The sequence below is a fragment of the Nocardioides sp. genome (assembly GCF_025964975.1).
Lineage (GTDB): Bacteria > Actinomycetota > Actinomycetes > Propionibacteriales > Nocardioidaceae > Nocardioides.
This window is the reverse complement of sequence record NZ_JAOPXV010000023.1, coordinates 12,226-33,664: the sequence shown is the minus strand read 5'-3', so window position 1 is coordinate 33,664 and position 21,439 is coordinate 12,226. Positions and strand designations below refer to the sequence as shown.

Here is a 21,439-nt window from a genome sequence, read left to right as displayed (position 1 = left end):
GCCTTGCTCAGGAGGTCCATCTCAGTGTCCGCGCGCTGCAGGAGGGCTTTAAGCGCGAGACCGGGCTACCGCCGATAGCGCACCTGCGCCAGGTCCGGCTCCGACACGTACGCAAACAACTGCTTCTTGCCCACCGGCACGCCACCACCGTCCGCGCCATCGCCACCCGATTCGGCTTCATACACATGGGCCACTTCGCCGCCACCTACCGGCAGACGTTCGGAGAGACACCATCAACCAGCCTCGACCGAGAACCGTTCTGACGAAGGTCCAGTAGCTACCCGGGTCCGCCTTACGGGCGACATCCGCTGCTTGACGGCCTGGTCCAAGTTCGACGTCGCCCTCACCGGCGGGTGCGTCGATCGGGTCGCGGGACGCAATGCAGTGCGCAGTCGAGCACAGGGCGACCCGCGTTGACAGACATTCGCGTCGATATGACGCAGGGCGTGCAGCCCACAGATCGCGGCTACCGCTTGGGGGTTTCCGTCGATCGGTCGTGTTGTTAGCGGGCTTCTGTCCGTTGCAGGCGTCGCGCTTTCAAGGCTATGTGAAGGTTCGTACGCCACAGCCCGTCACTTAGATCCCCGTCGAGCTGGGTAGCGGCCCGGTGCAGTCGGTAGTAGAGCGTGGTCCTATGGAGCATCAGCTCCGCTGCGGTCCTCTGCGCGTTCCCAGCGAGGTCGAGGTAGGTCTCGAGGGTGCTAAGGAAGACGTCGCCCGCCTCACCCTGATCGGCAACCGGGGCCAGCATGTCGAGCCATGGGCCGTGTTCGCCCCGCGCCAAGAGTCGGTACATCCCGAGCTGTTCCCACGCCAGGTCGCGTGGGAGGCACGGGTCAGCCGCAACGCACGTGGCAGTGAAGGTGGCCATCTCCAACCCGTGGAGCAAGCCGGGTGCGTCGAAGGGCACCACCGGTCCGGCTCCGGTGGCGAGCAACCCAGACGGCAAAGATTCGAGCTGACGTGCGGCAGGACTCGAATGAGAGTCGCGCACCAGCAGCACCGTCTTGGTCGGCGTCACCGAACTGGCCAACACTCGCAGGTCTGGGAGCCGTCGAGTCACACGCGCGACGTCGCGTGCCGTCAGCGCGCCGTGCCCCCCTGTCGAGGTGATGGGGGTGCCGACCACAAGCCGAACCGTGCTGCCCAGCAGGTCGGGCTCGGCGTCGATCATGGCGCTGACTAGGTGCTCAGCTTCACCGACTGGGGCGGGCGCGATCAGGTCGACGAACAGCTCCGCCAGACTTCTCGCCCCGCCCTGCGCCGGGTTTTGGGGCAGCCTGGCGAGGACCCTTTCGCCGCACTGGAGGGCCTCGCCCAACTGCTGGGGCGTGAGCTCCGTAGAGCCCTCGACGATCCATAGGTGGGCGCGCAGGACACCGTGTCGACGGAGCGGGACGCACAACCGCGCCGTCATGTGGAGCTCGTCGTTCTTCGGAAGGCGGACGGGTCTGCTTGCTGTGCTGAGCTCATGTTCGTCCTGCCAGCGCCGAACAGGTTCCGGCACCTGGCGCGCCAGGATGGCCATAATGCGCGCTCCGTCGGCGTCGTCCGACTGGACGCTGTATCCCAACAACTGACCCGACGGGCTGTCCACGGACACACTGCGACCCAGTAGCGCCGCGAGGCGGTCCAGCTCAGCCTGCATGGCGCCTCCCAGTGTGCCCGTTGGTTTCTACAAGTGTAGGAGAGGAACCTCTGAACTTGCGCCGTCCGCTCGATGACTCTGAAGCTGCGGGCTGTCTAGCGTGGGAAGAGGACGGGAACCCGTTTCAGACATCCCCAGCGCCGCGAACGAAAAAGGAGACTCGACGTGACCCAGACCGTCGCCGCCCGCCCATGGTTGCCCGTCGCCGTGGCCGACCGTGTCCGGGGAGTGTCGTCAACCGCGTTGACCGGCAGTGCCCTTCAGTTCGAGATCGAACGGCTGGCCGAGGAGAACCACCGGATCCACGACGTCACCTGCCTCAACCTCAACCCGGCGACCAATGTGATGAATCCGCGAGCCGAGGCGCTCCTCTCGGCGAACTTGGGGTCCCGCGCATCGTTGGGCTACCCGGGTGAGAAGTACGAGACCGGCCTCGAGGCCATTGAGCAGATCGAGGTGCTCGCCGCCGACGCCGCCTGTCGCGTCTTCGGTGCGACGTACGCCGAGGTCCGCGTCGGTTCCGGTGCACTCGGCAACCTCTACTCGTTCATGGCCACCTGCCGACCTGGCGACACGATCATTGCTCCGCCGGCCGCCATCGGCGGGCACGTGACGCACCACCTCAGCGGTGCCGCTGGGCTCTATGGACTGACGACCGTCGAGGCTCCCGTCGACGTCGACGGCTACACCGTCGATGTCGACGCCCTCCGGGCACTCGCACACGGCACGCGACCCCGCCTCATCACCATCGGCGGCAGCCTCAACCTGTTCCCGCACCCGGTCGCGGCGATCCGCGAGGTCGCCGACGAGGTGGGGGCTCTCGTCCTCTTCGATGCCGCCCACCAGTGCGGGATGTTCGCCGGCGGGGCGTGGCCCAACCCGCTCGCCGAAGGCGCGCACGTCATGACGATGAGCACCTACAAGAGCCTCGGCGGACCGCCCAGCGGGCTCGTCGTCACCAACGACGCCACGCTCGCCGAGCGGCTCGAGGCCATTGCCTACCCCGGGCTGACCGCGAACTTCGACGCTGGCAAGACGGCAGCGCTTGCGGTCACTCTGGCGGACTGGGAAATTGCCGGATCGGCCTACGCGGCGCGGATGGTCGACTTGGCGCAGGCCCTCGCCGGGAGCCTCAGCACGCTCGACGTCCCACTCTTTGCCGCCGACCGCGGGGTCACGACGTCACACCAGTTCGCCATCCTCGCCCACCGGTATGGCGGCGGCCAGAGGGCCGCTCGGGACCTCCGGGCGGCCCATCTCCTGGCCTGCGGCATCGGTCTACCGACCATCCCCATCGACGGAGACCTCAACGGCCTTCGCATCGGCACCCCCGAGTTGGCTCGGCTCGGGATGAAGGTCGACGACATGCCGACCCTCGCGTCGTTCATCGCCCGCGGACTCGCTGGTCCGGAGTCCGCCGCCGCCGTCGGACCAGAAGTCACCGAGTGGCGCAGTGGATTCACCGGCACCCACTTCACCGTCGACCTCCCGTCCTGACGGATGTCTGTGCCGAGCCGGGAACAGGTCGGCTCGACCACATCATCCATATCGCCGCCGTCACCCAGTTGCGCCTCGATACCGAGGACGTCACTGCTACCGAGGCAAACGCCGCTGGCACGAAGCCGCAGCAAGCGGTCCGGTGCCCCAAGCGACGGAACTCAGACAGCATCTACCAGCACCTCGTCGCTGACGCCCACAGGACTGAAGGTTCGGGCCCGGTGTGACTGTGAACCGTCACGGGTTCTCTGCCGTTCCTCTACGGGGTGCGCCTCTCGGTTGAGGGCAGCGTAGTAGTTCTGCTCGTGCTCGGCTGGTGGGATCTGGCCGGTGCTGGAGTGCAGGCGGCGGTGGTTCCACCAGTCGACCCAGCAGGCGGTGGCGTACTCGACGTCGAGGAGAGTCTTCACAGGTCCAACGTGGAAGACGTTCGTGGCGATGGCCTCGGTCTTGTACAGGCTGATGAACGATTCCATCAGCCCGTTGTCGTAGGCGTCTCCTACGGTGCCGATCGAGGGTGCGATGGCCTCGAGTGCGAGGTGCTCGGTGTAGCGCAGTGAGGTGTACTGGGCGGGCTGCCAGCATCAGAGTGGCAGACCAGAGTGCCCGGCTCGATGGGCTGGCCGTGTCGATCGCGGTCCCACATAGCGATCGGTTTGTCAGCTGATGCGCGGATCGCCGGCGGATTGACAACCAGGTGGTCCACACCAAATCCGGGTTCCCCCCTTGATGAGAATCATCATCACGTCCACGCTCTAACTATGTTAGGAGAACCGAACGACGATAGGATGACGCGTCGTCGTCAAGGCACGCGGAACGAGATCCTCGACGCTGCGTGGTCGGTGGTGCGTGAGTTGGGCTGGTCGGGACTCACCCAGCGGAGTGTCGCGGAGCGAGTAGGCATGCGCGCGCCCTCGCTGTATGGACACTTCGACTCCAAGCTCACGATCATCGGTGCGATGTTCGGCCAGGCATGGGCGGAGTTCGACGCAACCGCAGCGGCGAAAGAGTCCGGCCTCCCCGATGACCCGCGCACGGCGTTGCTGGCGGTCGCGACGACCTGGCTCGACGCGATGGCGGCGGACCCGGAGCGGAACGCACTGATGAACCAGCGTCCGATCCCCGGCTTCACGCCGAGCGCCGAGTCCTACGCGTTCGCCGTGCAGACCATCGAGCGACTGCACCACCTCCTGGACCGCTCAGGCGTCACCGACCCCGACGCCTCAGACCTGTGGACCGCGATCCTCGCAGGTCTGGCCAGCCAGCAGAACGCCAACGACCCCGGGGGCGAGCGCTGGCGTCGGCTCGTCCCCCGAGCTGTCGACATGTTCCTCAGCGAAGTCGGACCCGACACGACACGAAGGAAGAAGACCCCATGAACACCACCGACCACCCCCACGCCGAGACTGGCCCACGGCGGCCCAGGATGGACCGCGAGGTGGCGATGCGGCTGGCGGAGACTGAGTACGAGCGTTTCCTCGACCTGCTGCGCTCACTGCGGCCCGAGGACTGGAACAAGGCCACCGACTGTCCCGGATGGGACGTCAGGGCAATGGCGGGCCACACCACCGGGATGGCACTCATGGCGACCGGCCTGAAGGAGACGCTGCGCCAGTCCATGATCGCCAAGCGGCGCGGCGGCGTCCCGCTGGACGCCCTCACGGCCCTGCAGGTCGAGGAGCATGCCGACCTCACACGCCTCCTGGGACATCGGGACAACCAGCACCGTGGTGGCGTTGCTGCCTTGCCCGCCACGTCGCCCGCGACCACTACCGACTCCTCGAAAGCGGGGCGTCAGCTCCTCGACGAAGCATAGGAGCGTCGCAGGTGGACTGCCAGGGCTTGAGCAGCCGATCGGACTTCGCCGCAGATCAGGACTCGCGGGCGAGGCTGGCTTCTCGGGCCTTCACGATGGCTGCAGACCTGTCGGGGACCTGCAACTTGGTGAAGATGTTGGACACGTCATTTCGCGCACCGTCTTGACGCTGATGACGAGATCGTGAGCGATGGTCGCGTTCATCGTTCGCGTGTTGGACCCAGCCTACGCAGAAACTCCGGTTGAGCTCGTCATGCACGCCCGTCGGGACGGCTGCTGCGTACCGCCTGCTTGCTGACCGGCGCCTCGGTGCCGCTGACGTCGATCCCACCGGGCCCATCCGGACATGACGAGGGCAACAGCTGCGTATCCGGCAAGGACGTCCACGACGTAGTGCTCGGCGTAGTAGACCAGCATGAACGACATGGTGAGCGGATAGAGCGGCAGCGTCCAACGCCATCGTGTACGCAGGTGCCTTAGTGCGTAGACAGCCACGAACAGGGCCAGCGCTGCGTGCAAGGACGGCATCGCCGCCACTTGGTTGCCGACAGCAGAGATCTGCTCGTGAGCCCCGCCGGAACCGTGGGACTGACCGAGGTCGTACCAACCACGCCCGGTGATCCGATGGACCGCCGGCGAGATGTAGCCATCCCGGGCAGCCATCCAGGGCGGCGCCATGGGGTAGAGAACGTAGACGACGAGCGCGAAGGCTGACAACGAGACATATAGACGCATGTAGTGGATCCATTGAGTCCGGCTGCGAACCCACAGGACGCCGCCTGTTCCGAGGGCGACCACGAAGTGCGAGTAGTAGACGGTGGTCAGTGCTACGTCGTACCACCGCGGCGGCTGCGAGCGCTCGCACGGGACACCACACAGGTGAGCTTGCAGCCACTCCGTGGGGAGGGTGCCCCCGAAGAGCCACCTGTCGATGGCTATCGGCTCGGTGACGTGGACGGCGACGAACGCCAGGTCCTCGGAGAGTCCACGGCTGTAGAGGTAGACAGTAGACAGTCAGGAGCGCCAGAGGGATCCACCAGTCGAGCAGGAAGGACAGGTGCTCGCGCCACGGCCGTCGAACGTCCCACGCGATGACCGCCAACCAGATCCATCCGACGACAAGTGCGGTCTGCTTGGGCATCCCCATCACAGCAACCCACGTCGAGAGGGCCGCGAGGAAGACGATGACTCCGCCCAGGCGGACGAGCCAGGCCACCCGGAGCCTGCTCGGTTGCTGCTCGTCCTGCTCGGTCGTGAGCAACTGGGTCACGCGGGACTCTCGGGCACTGAGTCAGACTGTCGTACCCGCGTCCGATAGACCACGAGGCCTTCGAACTCGGCCACGCGCTGGTAGTTGTCGGCGAACTCGGTCAGGGCCGAGCCGGAAGGATCAAGACCCCAGCCGGCGAGGCCGAGGCGGCTGGTGATCAGCCAGGTGGGGCGGGCGTGCGAGCCGAGCAGACGGGCCAGCTGGTGAAGCTGCGGATCAAGGACGCGCACCGGGAGGCTCCACAGCATCGGATAGGGGCTGCTCATCCCTGCGCCGTACAAGATGTCCGGCTTCCCGAACGCCACCACAGCCGTGTCCCCGGTCCTTCCATGTGCCGTCAGGTAGGCGGAGACGTCCTCATGGGTCGGGGCGGGGAATATGGCGACCCAGAAGAGCGAACCCAGGGACACCACCGCGGAATAGGTCAGGAGTCGGGTGCTTGTGCGCTGCCACACGGCCGACCCGATCGGTGAGCTGACGGTGACCAGTGCGGCCACCAGGACAAGTCCAGGCACGAGTCCCATCAGGTAGTGCAACCAATAGCTGCCGCCCAGTGCGACGGACAATACTTCCCAGGCGACCAGGATGGCGGCCGCGATCCGGATGTCGAGGCCGTCGGTTGCCGCTGACCGCACGAGCCGGCGCGCGGCCAGGACCAGCAGGGGCACGGCGCCACTCAGGACCAGCACGAGCCCCAGACGGGCGGCCCGCAAAGGTGTGGCCGAACTGGCCGATGAACCGATCATCTGATTGGCATCGATCCGGAAGGTCACCACAGCCACCCACAGCTCGGCTGGGGTCGTCCCCCGGGAAGAGGCGACCAACAGGACTAACGCGAGCACAAGACCGGCACCGAGGACGAATGCCGCGCCCACGCGCGCCCGCAGCACGCCCACGACCGGCAGCGCCAGCATCACCGCGGCGACGAAGAACACGTCCAGGAAGTTCTGCTTGATCAGGGCGGCTGACGCCGCGGCCGCGCCCGCGGCGGCCCACAAGACTGCGCTCCGGCCTGCACGGGCCTCTCCTCGCGCTGCAAGCAGAGCCGCTACGCCGGCCAGCACGAACGGCAGCGCAAGGACCTCGCCGTTGACCACGCCTCGGCCGAAGAGCGGGCTCCCCATGAACACGGTCGCCGTGGCAGCCGCTGCGAGTGGCGCGCCAGGAGCCGGTGAGGCAAGTCGGCCGATCAGACCTGCCAGGATCACCGAGACGAACACGGCCAGGCACCCCAGGACTCGAAGCGCCCCGAGCCCGCCCGCGGCGTCCGCCGTGGCGTACAAGATGATCAGCAGCGGAGGTCGATCGACCCAGTAGTCTCCGTACAGCGACGTCCCCTCGTGCCACTGTGACGCGACCATCAAGAACCCCGACTCGTCCGCCGAGGCAGGTAACCACCACGTGGGGAGCCAGGCCAGGAGCGCAATCACCCCTGAACCGACCACGAGCCATCTGCGATCGATCCTCGACAGTGACTGCGCCCAGCGATCCTGCCCCATCCATCCTGCTTCCCCGTGAGGCCGAGCGCGGTGCCACCACTAGCCTGGTCCGCGCCGCAACTTGGCAAGGATCCAAGGCACCGTTGGATGTCGAGCATCCCACGGATTCGCCAGTGACATGCCAGCAGAGGTGGCCGGCCTCGCTGCCGGCCCCGGAGTCTGGTGGTCATTCAAAAGCGCGGCACGGAATGCGCTCGCCACCCGTCGGACAATCACGTGCGGCAGAAAGACGCAGGTCTTGGGGCAGTTCCCGAGAGGGAACCCGAGATGGCGACGTCTGCCAGCCTGGGAAGCCAGCCGTCGTTGTCCCGCAGGGGGATCGGGATGTGGGGACTCTGGAACGTCGACGTGCCGAGCGCCCGCTCAGTCCGGGTCGACCTCGTCGTCGGCGGTGATCGCCTCGTCGGGCTTGCTGGTCAGCACGGTGTCGATGTAGCTGCGGGCAGTCTCGAAGATGCCGATCTCGTGTCCGGCCTGCTCCGAGAGGTACCACCGGTGGACGAGGATCTCGTGGAAGACCTCGGCCGGCTCGAGCTTGCCTCGCGCCTCGGAGGGAATCATCGCCATGATCGGCTCATAGATCTCGGTCAGCCACTTGTTGGCGACGAGATGGCGGTCCTCGCGCCCGAGGTCGTGGTGCGCGGTGAAGGCGGCGAGGTCGTTGAGGAGACGCCGAGCCTGGTTGTCCTCCACGGTCATCCCGGTCAGCGCCTGCAGCTCGCGTCGGTGGTGTCCGAGCTCCACGACCTTGGGCTGGATCCGGATCCGGTCGCCGTCGAAGTCGGTGATGATGTCGAGCTCGTCGACGTCGAAGCCGAGCTGGTTGAGCCGCTCGATGCGCTCCTCGATGCGCCACATCTCCTCGGCGTTGAACTCCTCCGTGCGGGTCAGCTCGTGCCAGAGCTTCTCGTACTGCTCCCGCAGGCGGGCGATGATCGCCAGTGCGTCGACGTCGGTGCCCACCGCTCCGCTCGCCTGGAGGTCCATCAGCTCGGCGAAGATGTTCTCGCTGCCGACCGTGAGGTCGTAGTCGCGCATCCGGTCGCTGACCGTGTCGTGGTGCGCCCCGGTCTCGGCGTCGACGAGGTAGGCCGCGAACTGGCCCGCGCTGCGACGGAACAGGACGTTGCTCAGCGAGACGTCGCCCCAGTAGAAGCCCGCCAGGTGGAGCCGCACGAGCAGGACCACGATCGCGTCGACCAGGCTCGGGAGGTTGTCGGCCGTCATCCCGTGGGCGAACAGGCTCCGATAGGGCAGGGAGAACCGGAGGTGCTCGGTGAGCAGCGCCGCGTTCAGCTCCTCCCCGTCGGCGTCGGTGCGCCCGGTGACGACGCCCTGCGGGACGACGGTGGGCATGCCTTCGCGCTGCAGGTTGCGCAGGAGGCGGTATTCCCGGAACGCAATGTCCTCCTGGGTCTCCTTCACGGCGTACGTGCGCTGGCCCAACCGCACGATCCGCACGATGTGCCGGCTCAGCCCGCGGGGCAGCGGGACGACGTGGTCGTCGGTCCACTCCTCGAGCGGCGTCGACCACGGCAAGGTGACGATCGCCGGGTCGGGCCTGCTCGCGACGATGCGCAGGGCCATGGTCGCGAACCTACTCGACCCGGCGGTGGACGCGCATCGACGAGCCGAGGCTGCCCAGTCCTCGGGCTCAGTCCTCGGGCTGGTCGGCGAAGAACCTCTTCGTGGCGTTGTACCAGTCGAGCGACTTCTTGGGACGCCGCCAACGCCCCTTCATCGCGTCGCGCGCCTCCTGGTGGGTCGCGTCTCGGGCCTTCTCGGTCTCCTTCAGGTGTCGGTCCTGGGCCTTGATGACGTCGTCGGCCGACTTGCCCCGGTGCTCCAGGTCGCAGGGGCCGCCCAGCTGGCGACAGTCATGGTCTTCTTCGGTTCTGTGGGGTGCGGGTCATCTGTATGACGGTCGCCGCCTCAGGCTTGTGACAGGCGCAGCGTCACGCTGGGTCAGGGCCGGGCTCGAGCGCCCAGACGTCCAGCCGAGGTCCGTCGCTGGCGGGGACGACGGACGATGCCCCGTCCGGCACCTCGACGACGGGAGAGCCGGGCTCGGTGCCGAAGAGGTGGTCACTTAGCGTGAGCGGGAGGCTGAAGGCCGGGCCCGCTGCCCGGCGCGCGACCACCAGCACGGACCCGTCCGCGTGCTCACGCAGGAAGGCGATGGTGTCGTCGTCGACGTGTGCCCACCGCTGACCACCTCTGCGGAGTGCAGCCCGCGAGCGGCGTACGCGGGCGAGCTCTGCGTAGGCCGTCATCGTGGCGGTGTCCCAGGACGACTCGTCGTCCCACGGCATCGGGCGCCGGGAGTCCTCGCCCACGACACCTTCGAGGCCGAGCTCGTCGCCGGCGAAGAGCATCGGGACGCCGGGCATCGTGAACTGCAGCCCCGCCGCCACGCGGTGCAGGGCGGGATCGCCGCCGACCAGGGTGCGGATGCGCGCGGAGTCGTGGGAGCCCACGAGGTTCCAGCTGGAGGAGGTGGCACGCCAGCCGAGGGCGCCCTGCCAGGTGCGGAAGGTCTCGACGACCGCAGGCCCGGAGCGACGAGCCACCTGGACCGGTCGGCCGAACGCCCTCGCGGCGGTGTCCTCCGAGCGCAGCCACGACCAGACCGGCCATGAGAACCCGGAGTAGTTCATGGTCGCGTGCCAGCCGTCACCGTCGACGTCGCCGGAGGCGTCATGGTTGTGCTCGCCGATGACGAAGGGGTCCTCCCGCAGCGACTGGGCCGTGCGGCGTACGGCGCGGGCGACCTCATGGGCCACGTCGAGGGCCCCCAGCCGGCCGGTCATGTTGGCGACGTCGATGCGCCAGCCGTCGACGTCGTACGGCGGCTGCAGCCAGCGCCCGACGACCGATCCCGGCCCCTCGACCATCGCCGCGCGCAGGTCGGGATCGCCGTGGTTGATCTTGGGCAACGTGGCGAAGCCCATCCAGTCGGCGTAGGAGCCGTCCTCGTCGAAGTAGTAGAACGACCGCGTCGCTGACTCCGGATCGGCCTGGGCCCTGATGAACCACTCGTGGGTGTCTCCGGTGTGGTTGGTCGTCAGGTCGCCGAGGATCCGCCACCCCCGATCGTGCACCGCGGTGCTCAGGCGTTCGTAGGCCGCATCGCCCCCGAGCAGCGGATCGACCTCGTCGAAGGTGGTGGCGTTGTAGCGGTGGTTGCTCTCGGCCGGGAAGACAGGGGTCGTGTAGACGATGTCGGCGCCGACCCGCTCCAGGTGGTCGAGGTGCTCGACGATCCCGTCGAGGTCTCCGCCGTAGAGCTGTACGGCGGTGCGCGGGTCGTCGAGCTCGAAGACCACGGTGTCGGTCCAGGTGGCAGGGACCGCCCAGGGTGGGGTCGGGCGGTCAGCCGCAGCGGCGGAGCGGGCAAACCGGTCGGGGAAGATCTGGTAGACGACTCCGTCCCTCGCCCAGTCGGGTGCCGGAGCGTGCGAGCTGAGCTTGAAGTCCCCCGCGTCCGGCACGTCGATGTCGACGAGCCCGGAGCCGGTCAGCCAGAGCTGCTCACCGTCGGGGCGGACCAGGAGGAAGCGGTAGTGGGTGACCGGGTTGTGCACCAGCAGGTCGCCCGACCACCACACCGTGTGGTCGTCGCCGAGGGTCCTCGCCAAGCCGTGGAAGACCGGCTCGGCGTCGTACGTCGTGCGCAGCCACACGTCCTGGATCTGGTCGTCGGGGTGGCTACGCATCCGGACGGTGACCGTCTCCCCGAGCTGGGGTGCCTCCGTCCCGACATAGGTCGGCGACCCGTCGTGGTGGGGCAGTCGTAGGAGGTCAGGCACGAACGAAACCCTAGGTCAACTAGCATGTGCGCGCGCCCGCTGGTGCGCGCCGGTGTAGCTCAGTTGGTAGAGCGCCATACTTGTAATATGGATGTCGCGGGTTCGATTCCTGTCACCGGCTCTCTGGTCTGGGGCCGCATCCAGCTGCCCTGAGCCGTCCGCGTGGACCTGGTGCCACCAGGTGACACGAAGTCCGCAGGGTCGCCGTTCACCGGACCTGCCGCACCTCGAACTCGCTCGCCGGGTGGGCGATCGCGTCCTGTGCGGCGACCAACCGCAGCTCGCGCTCGCCCGACTCGAGCGTCGCCTGCAGCACGGCGAAGACCGACGACGCCGTGCGCGCCAGCGCGTCCGCGGGGGAGCCCGTCTCGTGCAGGTGGGCGGTGAACATCGCGGCGGTGATGTCGCCGGACCCGTTGGCCTTCATCGCCAGCCGCGGTGTCTCGACGAGCCAGGCGCCGTCGCCCGTGACGGCCAGCATGCCGATGGTGTCCGAGGTCTGGGCGTCCCCGTCGAACACCGAGGTCACCAGCACCGTCGAGGGCCCCATCTGCCGGGCGAGGTCGGCCGAGTCGAGGGTGTCCGACAGGGAGGTCGGCGAGGTGTCGGTCAAGAATCCGAGCTCGAACTGGTTGGGCGTGATGAGGTCTGCCTGCGGCACCACGAGCTCGCGGATGATCGGCGGGATCGCCGGGTCGACGAAGCAGCCGGAGGTGGCATTGCCCATGACGGGGTCACACGTGTACGTCGCCGCCGGGTTGGCCGCCTTGACCTGGGCCACCGCGGACAGGATCACCTCGGCGATCCCGGCGCCGCCCTGGTAGCCGGACAGCACCGCGTCGCACGACGGCAGGACCCCGCGCTCGGCGATGCCGGTGATGACCGCGGCGACGTCCTCCGGCGAGAGCAGCGGCCCGCGCCAGGCGCCGTACCCCGTGTGGTTGGAGAAGTGCACGGTGGACACCGGCCACACCTCGTGGCCCAGCCGCTGGAGGGGGAAGACGGCGGCAGAGTTGCCGACGTGGCCGTAGGCGACCGAGGACTGGATGGAGAGGATCTTCACCAGGTCAGGCTAAGGCAACCCGGGACTCAGGCGACCTGCAGCGACCTCTTCGACAGCCCCAGCCAGAAGCCGTCGATGACCTGGGCCCCCGGCTCGTCCGGGGTGGTGGCAGCGCCGAGCGTGACGAACAGCGGCGTGTAGTGCTCGACGGTCGGATGGGCGTAGGGCATGCCCGGGGCCTTCGACGCGTACGCCGCCAGGGCATCGACGTCGCCACGGGCCATCGCCTCGGCGGCCCAGGCATCGAAGTCGTGCGACCAGCCGGGGACGGCCGCGTCGATGCTCCAGTCGGTGAGGAACGGCAGGCCGTGGGTGAGGAAGCCGGAGCCGATGATGAGCACGCCCTCGTCGCGCAGCGGCTTGAGCCGCTCGCCGAGCGCCAACAGCTTCACCGGGTCGTGGGTGGGCAGCGACATCTGCAGGACGGGGATGTCGGCGTTCGGATACATGACCTTCAGCGGCACACAGGCGCCGTGGTCGAGCCCGCGGCTGCGGTGCTGGTGGACCGGTTCGTCGCTCGGCATCATCGCGGCCACCCGACGGGCCAGGGCGCTGGAGTCCGGGGTCTTGTAGGTCATCGTGTAGTACTTCGGGGCGAAGCCGCCGAAGTCGTAGACGAGGGGCGCCCGGCTGGCCGACAGGGTCACCGGCGCGGACTCCCAGTGGGCGCTCACGATGAGGATGGCCGAGGGCACCGGGAGGCCGCTGGCCAGCGACGCCAGCTGCCCGGACCACACGGAATCGTCGAGCAGCGGTGGGGCGCCGTGGCCGATGTAGAGGGCAGGCATGCGGTCTGTCATGGGCTCATACTAGTTGAAATCCGAACTATCTTCAACATATCCATGGACGATATGGCTCCAGAAACGCCAGAGAGGCGACCATCTCGTCCATGGATATCCCGATCAGGCGGCGGGTGGGAGCGTCCAGTCAACCGGCTGCGCACCCTGGTCGGCCAGCAGCGAGTTGACCCGGCTGAAGGGCTTCGACCCGAAGAAGTCGCGGTAGGCGGACAGCGGCGACGGGTGCGCGGACGCGACCCACGGGATCGCGCCGAGCAGGGGGGTGGCCTTCTGCGCGGGGCCGCCCCAGAGGATCGCGGCGCAGGGGCCGCCGCGCCCGGCCAGCGCGGCGATGGCGCGCTCGGTGACCGCCTCCCAGCCCTTGCCGCGGTGGCTGTTCGAATCGCCGGGGCGCACGGTGAGGACCCGGTTGAGCAGCATCACGCCTCGGTCGGCCCAGGCCGACAGGTCCCCGTGGCCGGCGGGCTCGATCCCGAGGTCGTCGTGGAGCTCGCGGTAGATGTTGGCCAGGCTTGGCGGCAGCGGCCGGACGTGCCGATCGACGGCGAAGCTCAACCCGATCGGGTGCCGGGGGTTGGGATAGGGATCCTGGCCCAGGACAAGGACCCGTACGTCGGCGAGCGGGCGCTGGAAGGCCCGGAAGACGAGCTCGCCCGCCGGCTGGTAGCCACGCCCCGCTGCTACCTCCTCCCGCAGGAACCGACCCAGCTCGCCGATGCGCTCGTCTACCGGGGCGAGGGCCGCAGCCCAGTCGGGGGCCATCAGGCCCTGGTCGACCAGGCCCTGGAGAGCGCTCACGGGGCCGGCGCTGCTGACGGCCGGGACAGCCGGTCGAGGAAGGCGAGCAGCAGTGCCTCGCGCATCGCCGTCGAGGCCAGGTCGAGCATCGCGTTCACCGACGCCATCCGGCTCGGTAGCTCCATCGAGCCGTCGGCGGAAGCGCCCACCAGCCCGCAGGCCGCCAGCAGCCCGTCGAAGTCCGCGTCGCTCAGGGTCGCCGGGTCGAGGGACGCGATGAAGGCCACGACGTCGTCGTCCACCACCACCGGCCCAGCCTCCCGCGCCGCTACCACGGACTCCCGAAGTGCGACCGTGAAGTCGTCGAGGTGCGCCAGGGTCGCCGCGCTCACCGACAGGTGCACGGACGCCGGCTGCCCCTCGAAGGCCAGCTGCGGCTGGACGTACCACCCCCGCGAGACGAGCTCGTCGGTCACGGTGAACGGGTCGCACGAGTCGTCGGTGGCGAAGGCCACCAGTGTGGAGTCGGGCTCCGCCACGAGTCGCAGGCAGGGCTCGGCGGCGAGGACCGCGACGATGCGGTCGACCGCCTCGAACACCTCGCGGGCCAGCCTGAGGTAGCCCTCGTCGCCGATCGTCGTGACGACCGCCCAGGTCCCGGCGATCGGCCCGCCGGACCGTGTCGACTGGGTCGTCTGGTTGAGCATCGTGTAGCCGGGCCAGGCAGCGGAGGCGAAGAACTGCGGTCGCCGCAGGGCCGTGTCGCGGTGCAGCAGCAACGAGGTGCCCTTGGGGGCGTAGGCGTACTTGTGGGTGTCGACCGAGATCGAGGTGACGCCCTCGACGGCGAAGGTCCACTCCTGCACCGGTCGGCCCAGCCGTGCGGCGTACGGCAGCACCCAGCCGCCGATGCAGGCGTCCACGTGGCAGCGCACGCCGGCGGCCGAGGCCGCTGCGGCGATCTCGCGCACCGGGTCGATCACCCCATGGGCGTACGACGGAGCGCTGGCCACGACGAGGACGGTGCTGTCGTCCGTGGCGGCCGCCATGGCCTCGGGATCGGCACGGAAGTCGGGACCCACCGGGACCACGACGGCTCGCACGCCGAAGTAGTGGGCGGCCTTGTGGAAGGCGGCGTGCGCCGTGGACGGCATCACCATCGTCGGCCGGTCGAGGTCGGGTCGGGAGTCCCGGGCGCCCTGCACGGCCAGCAGGATGGACTCGGTCCCGCCCGAGGTCACGGTGCCGACCACGGTGTCGGGGGCGTCCAGGAGCCGGGCCGCGAAGCCGATCAGCTCGTTCTCCATCGTGAGCAGCGAGGGGAAGGCGGTGGGGTCGAGGGCGTTGGATCCGGCGTACGCCGCAACAGCCGCCCGTCCCACCCGGTCGACCTCCGCGTCGCCGCCGTCGTAGACGTAGGCCAGGGTCCGTCCGCCGTGGACCGGCAGGTCGCCGGCCTGCAGCAGGTGGAGCCGCTCGAGCGCGTTCATGCCGGCACCCCCGGGCGCGCGGCAGCCGCAACCTCGTCGGCGTCGAGCGAGTAGCGGCTCAGCCACCACAGGCTGAGCAGGATCAGGACGGCGGGCAGCACCGAGAACCCGAGGGTGATCGCGGTCAGTGCCGACCCCGGCTGTGCCACGTCACCCCCCTCCGAGGAGACGTAGCCGCCCACGGCCAGCACGATCGCGAACACGCCCGGTCCGAGGGCTAGGCCGAGGGTCTCACCGGCGGTCCACACGCCGGTGTAGACGCCGGCGCGATTCTCCCCGGTGCGCGCGGCGTCGGTGGCGGCCGCGTCGGGCAACATGGCCATCGGGAAGACCTGGCAGCCTGCGTAGCCCACCCCCACCAGCGCAGTGGCGGTGAAGACGAGAACGGCGGGAGCCACCTGGGCGAACGCAGCGAGGGCGGCGCCCGCCGCGAGGATCAGCGAGGCCACGACGTAGCCCTGCTTCTTCCCGACGCGTTCGCCGTAGGCGGCCCAGACCGGCGTGAGCACCAGTGCCGGCCCGACGAAGCAGACGAACAGGAGGGTCGAGGCACCCTGGTTCTCGAGCACCTCTCGGGCCAGGTAGTCCACCCCGGCGAGCATGCACCCGATCGCGAGGCCCTGGAGCATGAAGGTCGACAGCAGCAGCCGGAAGTCCCGGGCGGTCGCCACGATCCGGAGCTGGTCGCGCAGTGACCCGGCCCCGGCCTCGACGGCGCCGATCGGGGCGCGCCGCGTGCCGACGTACGCACTCACGACCCCCACGGCGATGATCAGCGCCATCACCAGCCCCATCACCTGGTAGCCGGCCCGACCCCCCACGGCGTCTCGGATCACCGGCGCGGTGGCGCCGGCCAGCATGATCGTGAAGGCCAGGATCGCCACGCGTGCCGTCATGAGGCGCGTGCGCTCGTGGTAGCTCGAGGTGATCTCCGCGGGCATGGCGACGTACGGCACCTGGAAGAAGGCGTACGCCGAGGCCGCCAGCACGAAGAACACCAGCACCCAAGCGGCTTCGAGGCCCTGCGACCCGAGGTCGGGCGCTGCGAAGATCAGCGCGAAGGCACCCGCCAGCATGATCCCGGCGCGGAGGAGCCACGGGCGACGCGGGCCCGCCGGATCGACGGTGCGGTCGGAGATGCGACCTGCGATCGGGTTCAGCACCACGTCCCAGGCCTTGGGCAGGAAGACGATCAGCCCGGCCCAGAGCGCGGCGATGCCGAGCTGGTCGGTGAGGTAGGGCAGGAGCATCAGGCCCGGCACCGTGCCGAAGGCGCCGGTCGCCACCGAGCCCGAGCCGTAGCCGATGCGCACGCTGCGGGGGAGTGCTCCCGCTGAGGCTGCCGATGAGTCAGCCACGTCAGGACCTGAGCGATCGGGACCCGGCCGAGCCGTAGCGCCGCACCGGGTTGGCCCCGATGGACTCGGGCGCCGCCGCCTTCTTCGCAGGCGACTTCTTCGCGGTGGACCTCTTGGCAGTCGTCTTCTTGGGTGCCGCCTTCTTCGTCGTGGTCTTCTTGGCAGTCGTCTTCTTCGCGGACGGCGCGGGACTGGTGCTCGACCACTTCTCGATCCACTCGTCCATCACCCGCCACGTCGAGTCGCGCGCTGCCCTGCCGGTCAGCATCCCGAGGTGACCCCCCGGCACGATCTCGAAACGCACCTCCCTCGAGCCGGTCAGGAGGGGCACGACCGCCTTGACCGCCTTGATCGGGGCGATCCCATCGGTGGCCCCGCCGAACACGAGCACGGGCGCCTTGATGTCGGCGAGCTCGATGGTGCGGTCATCGAACGGCATGGACCCCTCGACGAGTGCGTTGCCCTTGATCATGCGGTGGTAGAGCTGACCGAAGCTGCGGCCGGGGTAGGCGATCATGTTGGCCATGAAGCGGTCCACGGCCTCGAGCTGGGCGAGGTAGTCGGCGTCGTCCAGGTGGGTCGCCACGGCGAGCGGCTTGGTGAGCATCTTCTGTACGCTGGCGAGCTGGAAGGCCCACTTCACGAGCGGCGTCGGCACCCCGCCGAGCGCCTGGTAGGCGCGAGTGATGCCACCGCGGCCCTCGGTGAGGTTGAGCAGCGGCCGCATCGGAGCGACCAGAGGCACCTTGCGTACGTCGACGGGCGAGCCGACCACCGTCAGCGAAGCGATCGGCAGCGTCGGTTGGTCGGCGGCGGTGAGCATCGTGAAGATGCCCCCCAGGCTCCACCCGATCACGTGCACCGGACGGCCGCCGGCATGCCCGGAGACGGCGTTGATCGCGGCGGGCAGGACCTCGTCGACCCAGTGCTCCATGCCCAGCCCGCGGTTGCGAAAGGACACCTGGCCGTACTCGACGAGGTAGGTCCGTCGACCGCGGGTGACGAAGTGCTCGACCAGCGAGCAGCCGCGGCGCAGGTCGAAGCACAGGGCGGGGGCGGCCAGCGGCGTCACGAGCAGGATCGGATCGCCCGACTCGACCACGCGCGCTGCCGGCCGGTAGTGGTAGACCTCCCGCAGCTCCCCGTCGTCGATCAGGGTCCGCGGCATCGGCCGCAGGTCCGCCAGTCCCCCGTATAGCAGCTTGTGGGCGACGTTGGTCGCAGCCGAGACCAGCTGGTCGGGTTTGGGCGGGAGGAGGTCCATGGGCTCAGAAGATACGCCGGGTCCCTCGCCCCGGGGATGTTGCCCAAGCGTGACGGCAGGACTAGACAGAACACATGATGAAGACTCTCGCCGCCCTGGGTGCGGCAGCTGTCGGTGCGGTGGCCGTGCGAGACCTTACGCAGAAGGAACACGCCCTCAAGCGCAACTTCCCGGTCATCGCCAACCTGCGCTACATGCTCGAGACCATCGGCCCCGAGCTGCGGCAGTACATCGTCACCGGCAACGACGAGGAACGACCCTTCAGCCGCGACCAGCGGCGCTGGGTCTACGCGAGCTCGAAGCTGCAGAACAACTACTTCGGCTTCGGCACCGACAACGACCTCGAGGGCCACACCGGCTATCCGATCATCAAGCAGCGCACGTTCTCCGACGTCGCCCCTTCCACCCACGCCCACACCGGCGAGGAGACCCCCCTCCCGTGCGTCAAGGTCATCGGCGGGCCGCGGCGACGCGCCAAGGCGTTCCGACCGGAGTCCATCGTCAACATCTCGGGGATGAGCTACGGCTCGCTGAGCAGCAACGCCATCGAGGCGCTGAACAAGGGCGCCGCGCTCGCGGGCTGCATGCAGAACACCGGCGAGGGTGCGTTGTCGCCGTACCACCGCCAGGGCGGTGACCTCGTCTTCCAGATCGGCACGGCCTATTTCGGCTGCCGCGATGCCGATGGGGTCTTCGACCTCCAACGCCTGGTGGACCTGTGCGCAGGAGCGCCCATCCGGATGATCGAGATCAAGCTCTCCCAGGGCGCCAAGCCCGGCCTGGGCGGCATGCTGCCCGGGGTCAAGGTCACCGAGGAGATCGCCGAGATCCGCGGGATCCCCGCTGGGGTCGACTGCGCGTCACCGAGCCGGCACAAGGTCTTCCACGACGTCGACTCGATGCTGGACTTCGTCGAGATGGTCGCCGACGCCACGGGTCTGCCCGTCGGCATCAAGAGCGCCGTCGGCAACATGGACTTCTGGGACGACCTCATCGCGGCCATGAGCCCGGAGCGGATGCTCGACTTCATCAACATCGACGGCGGCGAGGGTGGCACCGGCGCAGCGCCTCTGGTGTTCGCCGATTCGGTGTCCTTCCCGTTTCGAGTGGGGTTCTCCAAGGTCTACAAGCGCTTCGCCGAGGCTGGGCTCACCGACGACATCACCTTCATCGGCGCGGGCAAGCTCGGGCTGCCCGACAACGCCCTGGTCGCCTTCGCCCTCGGCTGCGACATGGTCAACGTCGGCCGGGAGGCGATGTTGGCCATCGGCTGCATCCAGGCCCAGAAGTGCCATACCGACGAGTGCCCGACCGGGGTGGCCACCCAGCAGCCCTGGCTCATGCACGGCCTCGACCCAGCGTCGAAGTCGGTACGCGTGGCCAACTACGTCAAGACCCTGCGCCGCGACCTGCTCAAGGTCTCCGAGGCCGTGGGAGTCGCTCATCCCGCCCTGATCACGGCCGACGACATCGACCTCATCGACGGGCTGCAGTCGTCCCAGCCCATGCGCGAGGTCTACGGCTACGGGCGCAACTGGGGCACGGTGGGCCCGGAGCTCGCAGCTGAGATCACCGCGATCATGGCTGGCACCCACGCCCACCACCCCGGCTGAGTCATTCCCCCCGGGCGGGCCGCACGGTCTTGCCGTGCTCGGGCCGGATGTCGGCGAGCGCGGAGAGGAAGCTCTTGGCCCATGCGCTGACGTCGTTGTCGACGACCTGCTTGCGCATGGCGCGCATCCGCCGCGTGGTCTCCTTGGGCGGCGCGTGATAGGCCTCCATGAGCGAGGCCTTCATGCCGTTGATGTCGTAGGGATTGACCAGATAGGCCTGGCGCAGCTCGTGTGCCGCTCCGGCGAACTCCGACAGCACGAGGGCGCCGTCGTCGTCGTAGCGACAGGCGACGTATTCCTTGGCCACGAGGTTCATGCCGTCGCGGTAGGGCGTCACGACCATGATGTCCGCGGCGCGATAGAGAGCGGCCATCTCCTCGCGCGGGTAGGACGAGTGCAGGTACGAGATCGCCGGACGGCCGATCCGGCCGAGGTCTCCGTTGATCCGGCCGACCAGCCGGTCGATCTCGTCGCGCAGGATGCGGTATTCCTCGACCCGCTCGCGCGAGGGTGTCGCCACCTGCACGAAGACGACGTCCTCGACGTCGAGCAGGCCGTCGGCGATCAGCTCGGCGAAGGCACGCAGTCGGGGGTAGATGCCCTTGGTGTAGTCGAGCCGGTCGATGCCGAGGAAGACCTTGCGCGGGTTGCCGAGCGCCTCGCGGATCTCCTTGGCCCGATCCTGGACCGCAGGTGTGCGAGCGAGCTCGATGAACCCGGCCGCGTCGATGGAGATCGGGAACGCGCAGGCCTTCACCGTGCGGCCGTCCGGCAGGTAGACGAGGTCTCGGTGCGTCTTGTGCCCGACGCGGCCCCGGACCAGGCGCACGAAGTTGCCCGCCCCGCCGGGCAGCTGGAAGCCGATCAGGTCGGCTCCCAGGAGTCCCTCGAGGATCTGTCGACGCCACGGCAGCTGGCTGAACAGCTCGGCGGGCGGGAAGGGGATGTGGAGGTAGAAGCCGATCCGCAGGTCGGGGCGGAGCTCGCGGAGCATCTGTGGCACCAGCTGGAGCTGGTAGTCCTGCACCCACACGGTCGCGCCCTCGGCGGAGACCTCCGCAGCCCGCTCGGCGAAGCGCTGGTTGACCCGGACGTAGGAGTCCCACCACTCCCGGTGGAACCCCGGCTTGGCCACCAGGTCGTGGTAGAGCGGCCACAGGGTGCCGTTCGAGAAGCCTTCGTAGAACTCCTCGACCTCCTGCTCGCTCAGGTGCACCGGCACCAGCTGGAGGCCGTCCTCGACGAAGGGCTCCAGGTCGGCGTCGTCGGTCGATCCCGGCCAGCCGATCCAGGCGCCGTCGTGGGCGCGCATCACCGGCTCCAGGGCGGAGACGAGGCCGCCGGGGGACCGACGCCAGTCCGAGTCCCCGTCGGGCATGGTCACGCGGTCCACCGGCAGTCGATTGGCAACGATCACGAGGTCGGCGAGCCGGGGTTGAGACACATTTCCACCCTAACCGGCCGCTTCGGTGTCCGACTCACCCAGAGGGTGGGGGCCCGACTCACCCACAGGTGGCGACGACTCGCCGGGAGCGAATGACATGGGTGTTGTTCGTCGCCTACAGTGGGGGAGC

At 68.8% G+C, this 21,439-nt stretch carries 17 protein-coding genes, 1 tRNA gene and 1 pseudogene; 6 read left to right on the top strand and 13 right to left on the bottom strand.

The features are described 5' to 3' along the window. On the top strand, positions 1-263 hold a 263-nt coding region (locus JWN68_RS01920), incomplete at its 5' end, for a helix-turn-helix domain-containing protein (RefSeq protein WP_297733862.1). Between the two features lie 239 nt (positions 264-502). On the opposite strand, the gene JWN68_RS01915 is transcribed toward JWN68_RS01920, so the two are convergent. Then, on the bottom strand, positions 503-1,648 hold the full coding sequence (locus JWN68_RS01915; protein WP_297733859.1) for a helix-turn-helix domain-containing protein: 1,146 nt from the start codon (positions 1,646-1,648) through the stop codon (positions 503-505). 165 nt (positions 1,649-1,813) lie between these two features. On the opposite strand from JWN68_RS01915, the gene JWN68_RS01910 reads away from it, so the two are divergent. Then, a complete protein-coding gene (locus tag JWN68_RS01910) occupies positions 1,814-3,145 on the top strand; it encodes an aminotransferase class I/II-fold pyridoxal phosphate-dependent enzyme (RefSeq protein ID WP_297733856.1) in 1,332 nt (443 codons plus the stop codon). A 272-nt stretch (positions 3,146-3,417) separates the two neighbouring features. Here JWN68_RS01910 and JWN68_RS01905 read toward each other — a convergent pair. Continuing rightward, a pseudogene (locus tag JWN68_RS01905) lies at positions 3,418-3,797 on the bottom strand (integrase core domain-containing protein); the annotation flags it as partial. Between the two features lie 136 nt (positions 3,798-3,933). On the opposite strand from JWN68_RS01905, the gene JWN68_RS01900 reads away from it, so the two are divergent. Next, positions 3,934-4,524 (top strand): TetR/AcrR family transcriptional regulator, encoded by a 591-nt coding sequence (locus JWN68_RS01900; protein ID WP_297733852.1) that lies wholly within the window; start codon positions 3,934-3,936, stop codon positions 4,522-4,524. Continuing rightward, complete coding sequence (locus tag JWN68_RS01895) at positions 4,521-4,961, top strand: maleylpyruvate isomerase N-terminal domain-containing protein (RefSeq protein WP_297733849.1); 441 nt, start codon at positions 4,521-4,523, stop codon at positions 4,959-4,961. Before JWN68_RS01900 ends, JWN68_RS01895 begins: the two co-directional genes overlap by 4 nt. A gap of 225 nt (positions 4,962-5,186) precedes the next feature. Here JWN68_RS01895 and JWN68_RS01890 read toward each other — a convergent pair whose 3' ends face one another. From JWN68_RS01890 to JWN68_RS01875, 4 genes are all read right to left on the bottom strand, one after another. Next, positions 5,187-5,840, bottom strand: coding sequence for a phosphatase PAP2 family protein (locus JWN68_RS01890; protein ID WP_297733865.1), 654 nt, complete (start codon positions 5,838-5,840; stop codon positions 5,187-5,189). A 387-nt stretch (positions 5,841-6,227) separates the two neighbouring features. After that, positions 6,228-7,661 carry a hypothetical protein gene (locus JWN68_RS01885; RefSeq protein ID WP_297733847.1) on the bottom strand — a complete coding sequence of 478 codons (1,434 nt, stop codon included), beginning with the start codon at positions 7,659-7,661 and terminating at the stop codon, positions 6,228-6,230. A 432-nt stretch (positions 7,662-8,093) separates the two neighbouring features. Next, positions 8,094-9,317: a DUF4032 domain-containing protein gene (locus JWN68_RS01880; RefSeq protein ID WP_297733844.1), complete on the bottom strand. Its 1,224-nt coding sequence runs from the start codon at positions 9,315-9,317 to the stop codon at positions 8,094-8,096. Positions 9,318-9,685: 368 nt separating this feature from the next. Next, positions 9,686-11,539: an alpha-amylase family glycosyl hydrolase gene (locus JWN68_RS01875; RefSeq protein ID WP_297733841.1), complete on the bottom strand. Its 1,854-nt coding sequence runs from the start codon at positions 11,537-11,539 to the stop codon at positions 9,686-9,688. A 48-nt stretch (positions 11,540-11,587) separates the two neighbouring features. On the opposite strand from JWN68_RS01875, the gene JWN68_RS01870 reads away from it, so the two are divergent. Further along, a tRNA-Thr gene (locus JWN68_RS01870) sits at positions 11,588-11,660 on the top strand. 87 nt (positions 11,661-11,747) lie between these two features. On the opposite strand, the gene pdxY is transcribed toward JWN68_RS01870, so the two are convergent. The 6 genes from pdxY to JWN68_RS01840 form a co-directional block, all read right to left on the bottom strand. Then, positions 11,748-12,602, bottom strand: a complete 855-nt coding sequence (pdxY, locus tag JWN68_RS01865) for a pyridoxal kinase PdxY (protein WP_297733838.1) — start codon at positions 12,600-12,602, stop codon at positions 11,748-11,750. A 26-nt stretch (positions 12,603-12,628) separates the two neighbouring features. Continuing rightward, on the bottom strand, positions 12,629-13,402 hold the full coding sequence (locus JWN68_RS01860) for a class III extradiol ring-cleavage dioxygenase (protein ID WP_297733836.1): 774 nt from the start codon (positions 13,400-13,402) through the stop codon (positions 12,629-12,631). A gap of 102 nt (positions 13,403-13,504) precedes the next feature. Further along, complete coding sequence (locus JWN68_RS01855; RefSeq protein WP_297733831.1) at positions 13,505-14,200, bottom strand: uracil-DNA glycosylase; 696 nt, start codon at positions 14,198-14,200, stop codon at positions 13,505-13,507. Then, positions 14,197-15,630 (bottom strand): aminotransferase class V-fold PLP-dependent enzyme, encoded by a 1,434-nt coding sequence (locus JWN68_RS01850; RefSeq protein ID WP_297733828.1) that lies wholly within the window; start codon positions 15,628-15,630, stop codon positions 14,197-14,199. The genes JWN68_RS01855 and JWN68_RS01850 overlap by 4 nt, the downstream gene beginning before the upstream one ends. Next, the gene (locus JWN68_RS01845) at positions 15,627-16,988 is read right to left on the bottom strand and encodes an MFS transporter (protein WP_297733825.1); all 1,362 of its coding nucleotides are present in this window, start codon (positions 16,986-16,988) and stop codon (positions 15,627-15,629) included. Before JWN68_RS01845 ends, JWN68_RS01850 begins: the two co-directional genes overlap by 4 nt. A gap of 1 nt (position 16,989) precedes the next feature. After that, entirely contained in the window at positions 16,990-18,252 is a 1,263-nt protein-coding gene (locus JWN68_RS01840) for an alpha/beta fold hydrolase (RefSeq protein ID WP_297733822.1), read from the bottom strand. Between the two features lie 74 nt (positions 18,253-18,326). Between JWN68_RS01840 and JWN68_RS01835 the strand changes: the two genes are divergently transcribed. Then, positions 18,327-19,865: an FMN-binding glutamate synthase family protein gene (locus JWN68_RS01835; RefSeq protein ID WP_297733820.1), complete on the top strand. Its 1,539-nt coding sequence runs from the start codon at positions 18,327-18,329 to the stop codon at positions 19,863-19,865. Position 19,866: 1 nt separating this feature from the next. Here the strand turns inward: JWN68_RS01835 and JWN68_RS01830 are convergent, their stop codons facing one another. Continuing rightward, entirely contained in the window at positions 19,867-21,309 is a 1,443-nt protein-coding gene (locus JWN68_RS01830; protein ID WP_297733817.1) for a trehalose-6-phosphate synthase, read from the bottom strand. Positions 21,310-21,439: the final 130 nt, after the last annotated feature.

Coding starts and splice junctions, on each gene's coding strand:
- JWN68_RS01915 (WP_297733859.1), bottom strand. CDS start 1,648: ATGCAGGCTGAGCTGGACCGCCTCGCGGCGCTACTGGGTCGCAGTGTG.
- JWN68_RS01900 (WP_297733852.1), top strand. CDS start 3,934: ATGACGCGTCGTCGTCAAGGCACGCGGAACGAGATCCTCGACGCTGCG.
- JWN68_RS01895 (WP_297733849.1), top strand. CDS start 4,521: ATGAACACCACCGACCACCCCCACGCCGAGACTGGCCCACGGCGGCCC.
- JWN68_RS01880 (WP_297733844.1), bottom strand. CDS start 9,317: ATGGCCCTGCGCATCGTCGCGAGCAGGCCCGACCCGGCGATCGTCACC.
- JWN68_RS01860 (WP_297733836.1), bottom strand. CDS start 13,402: ATGACAGACCGCATGCCTGCCCTCTACATCGGCCACGGCGCCCCACCG.
- JWN68_RS01850 (WP_297733828.1), bottom strand. CDS start 15,630: ATGAACGCGCTCGAGCGGCTCCACCTGCTGCAGGCCGGCGACCTGCCG.
- JWN68_RS01840 (WP_297733822.1), bottom strand. CDS start 18,252: ATGGACCTCCTCCCGCCCAAACCCGACCAGCTGGTCTCGGCTGCGACC.
- JWN68_RS01835 (WP_297733820.1), top strand. CDS start 18,327: ATGATGAAGACTCTCGCCGCCCTGGGTGCGGCAGCTGTCGGTGCGGTG.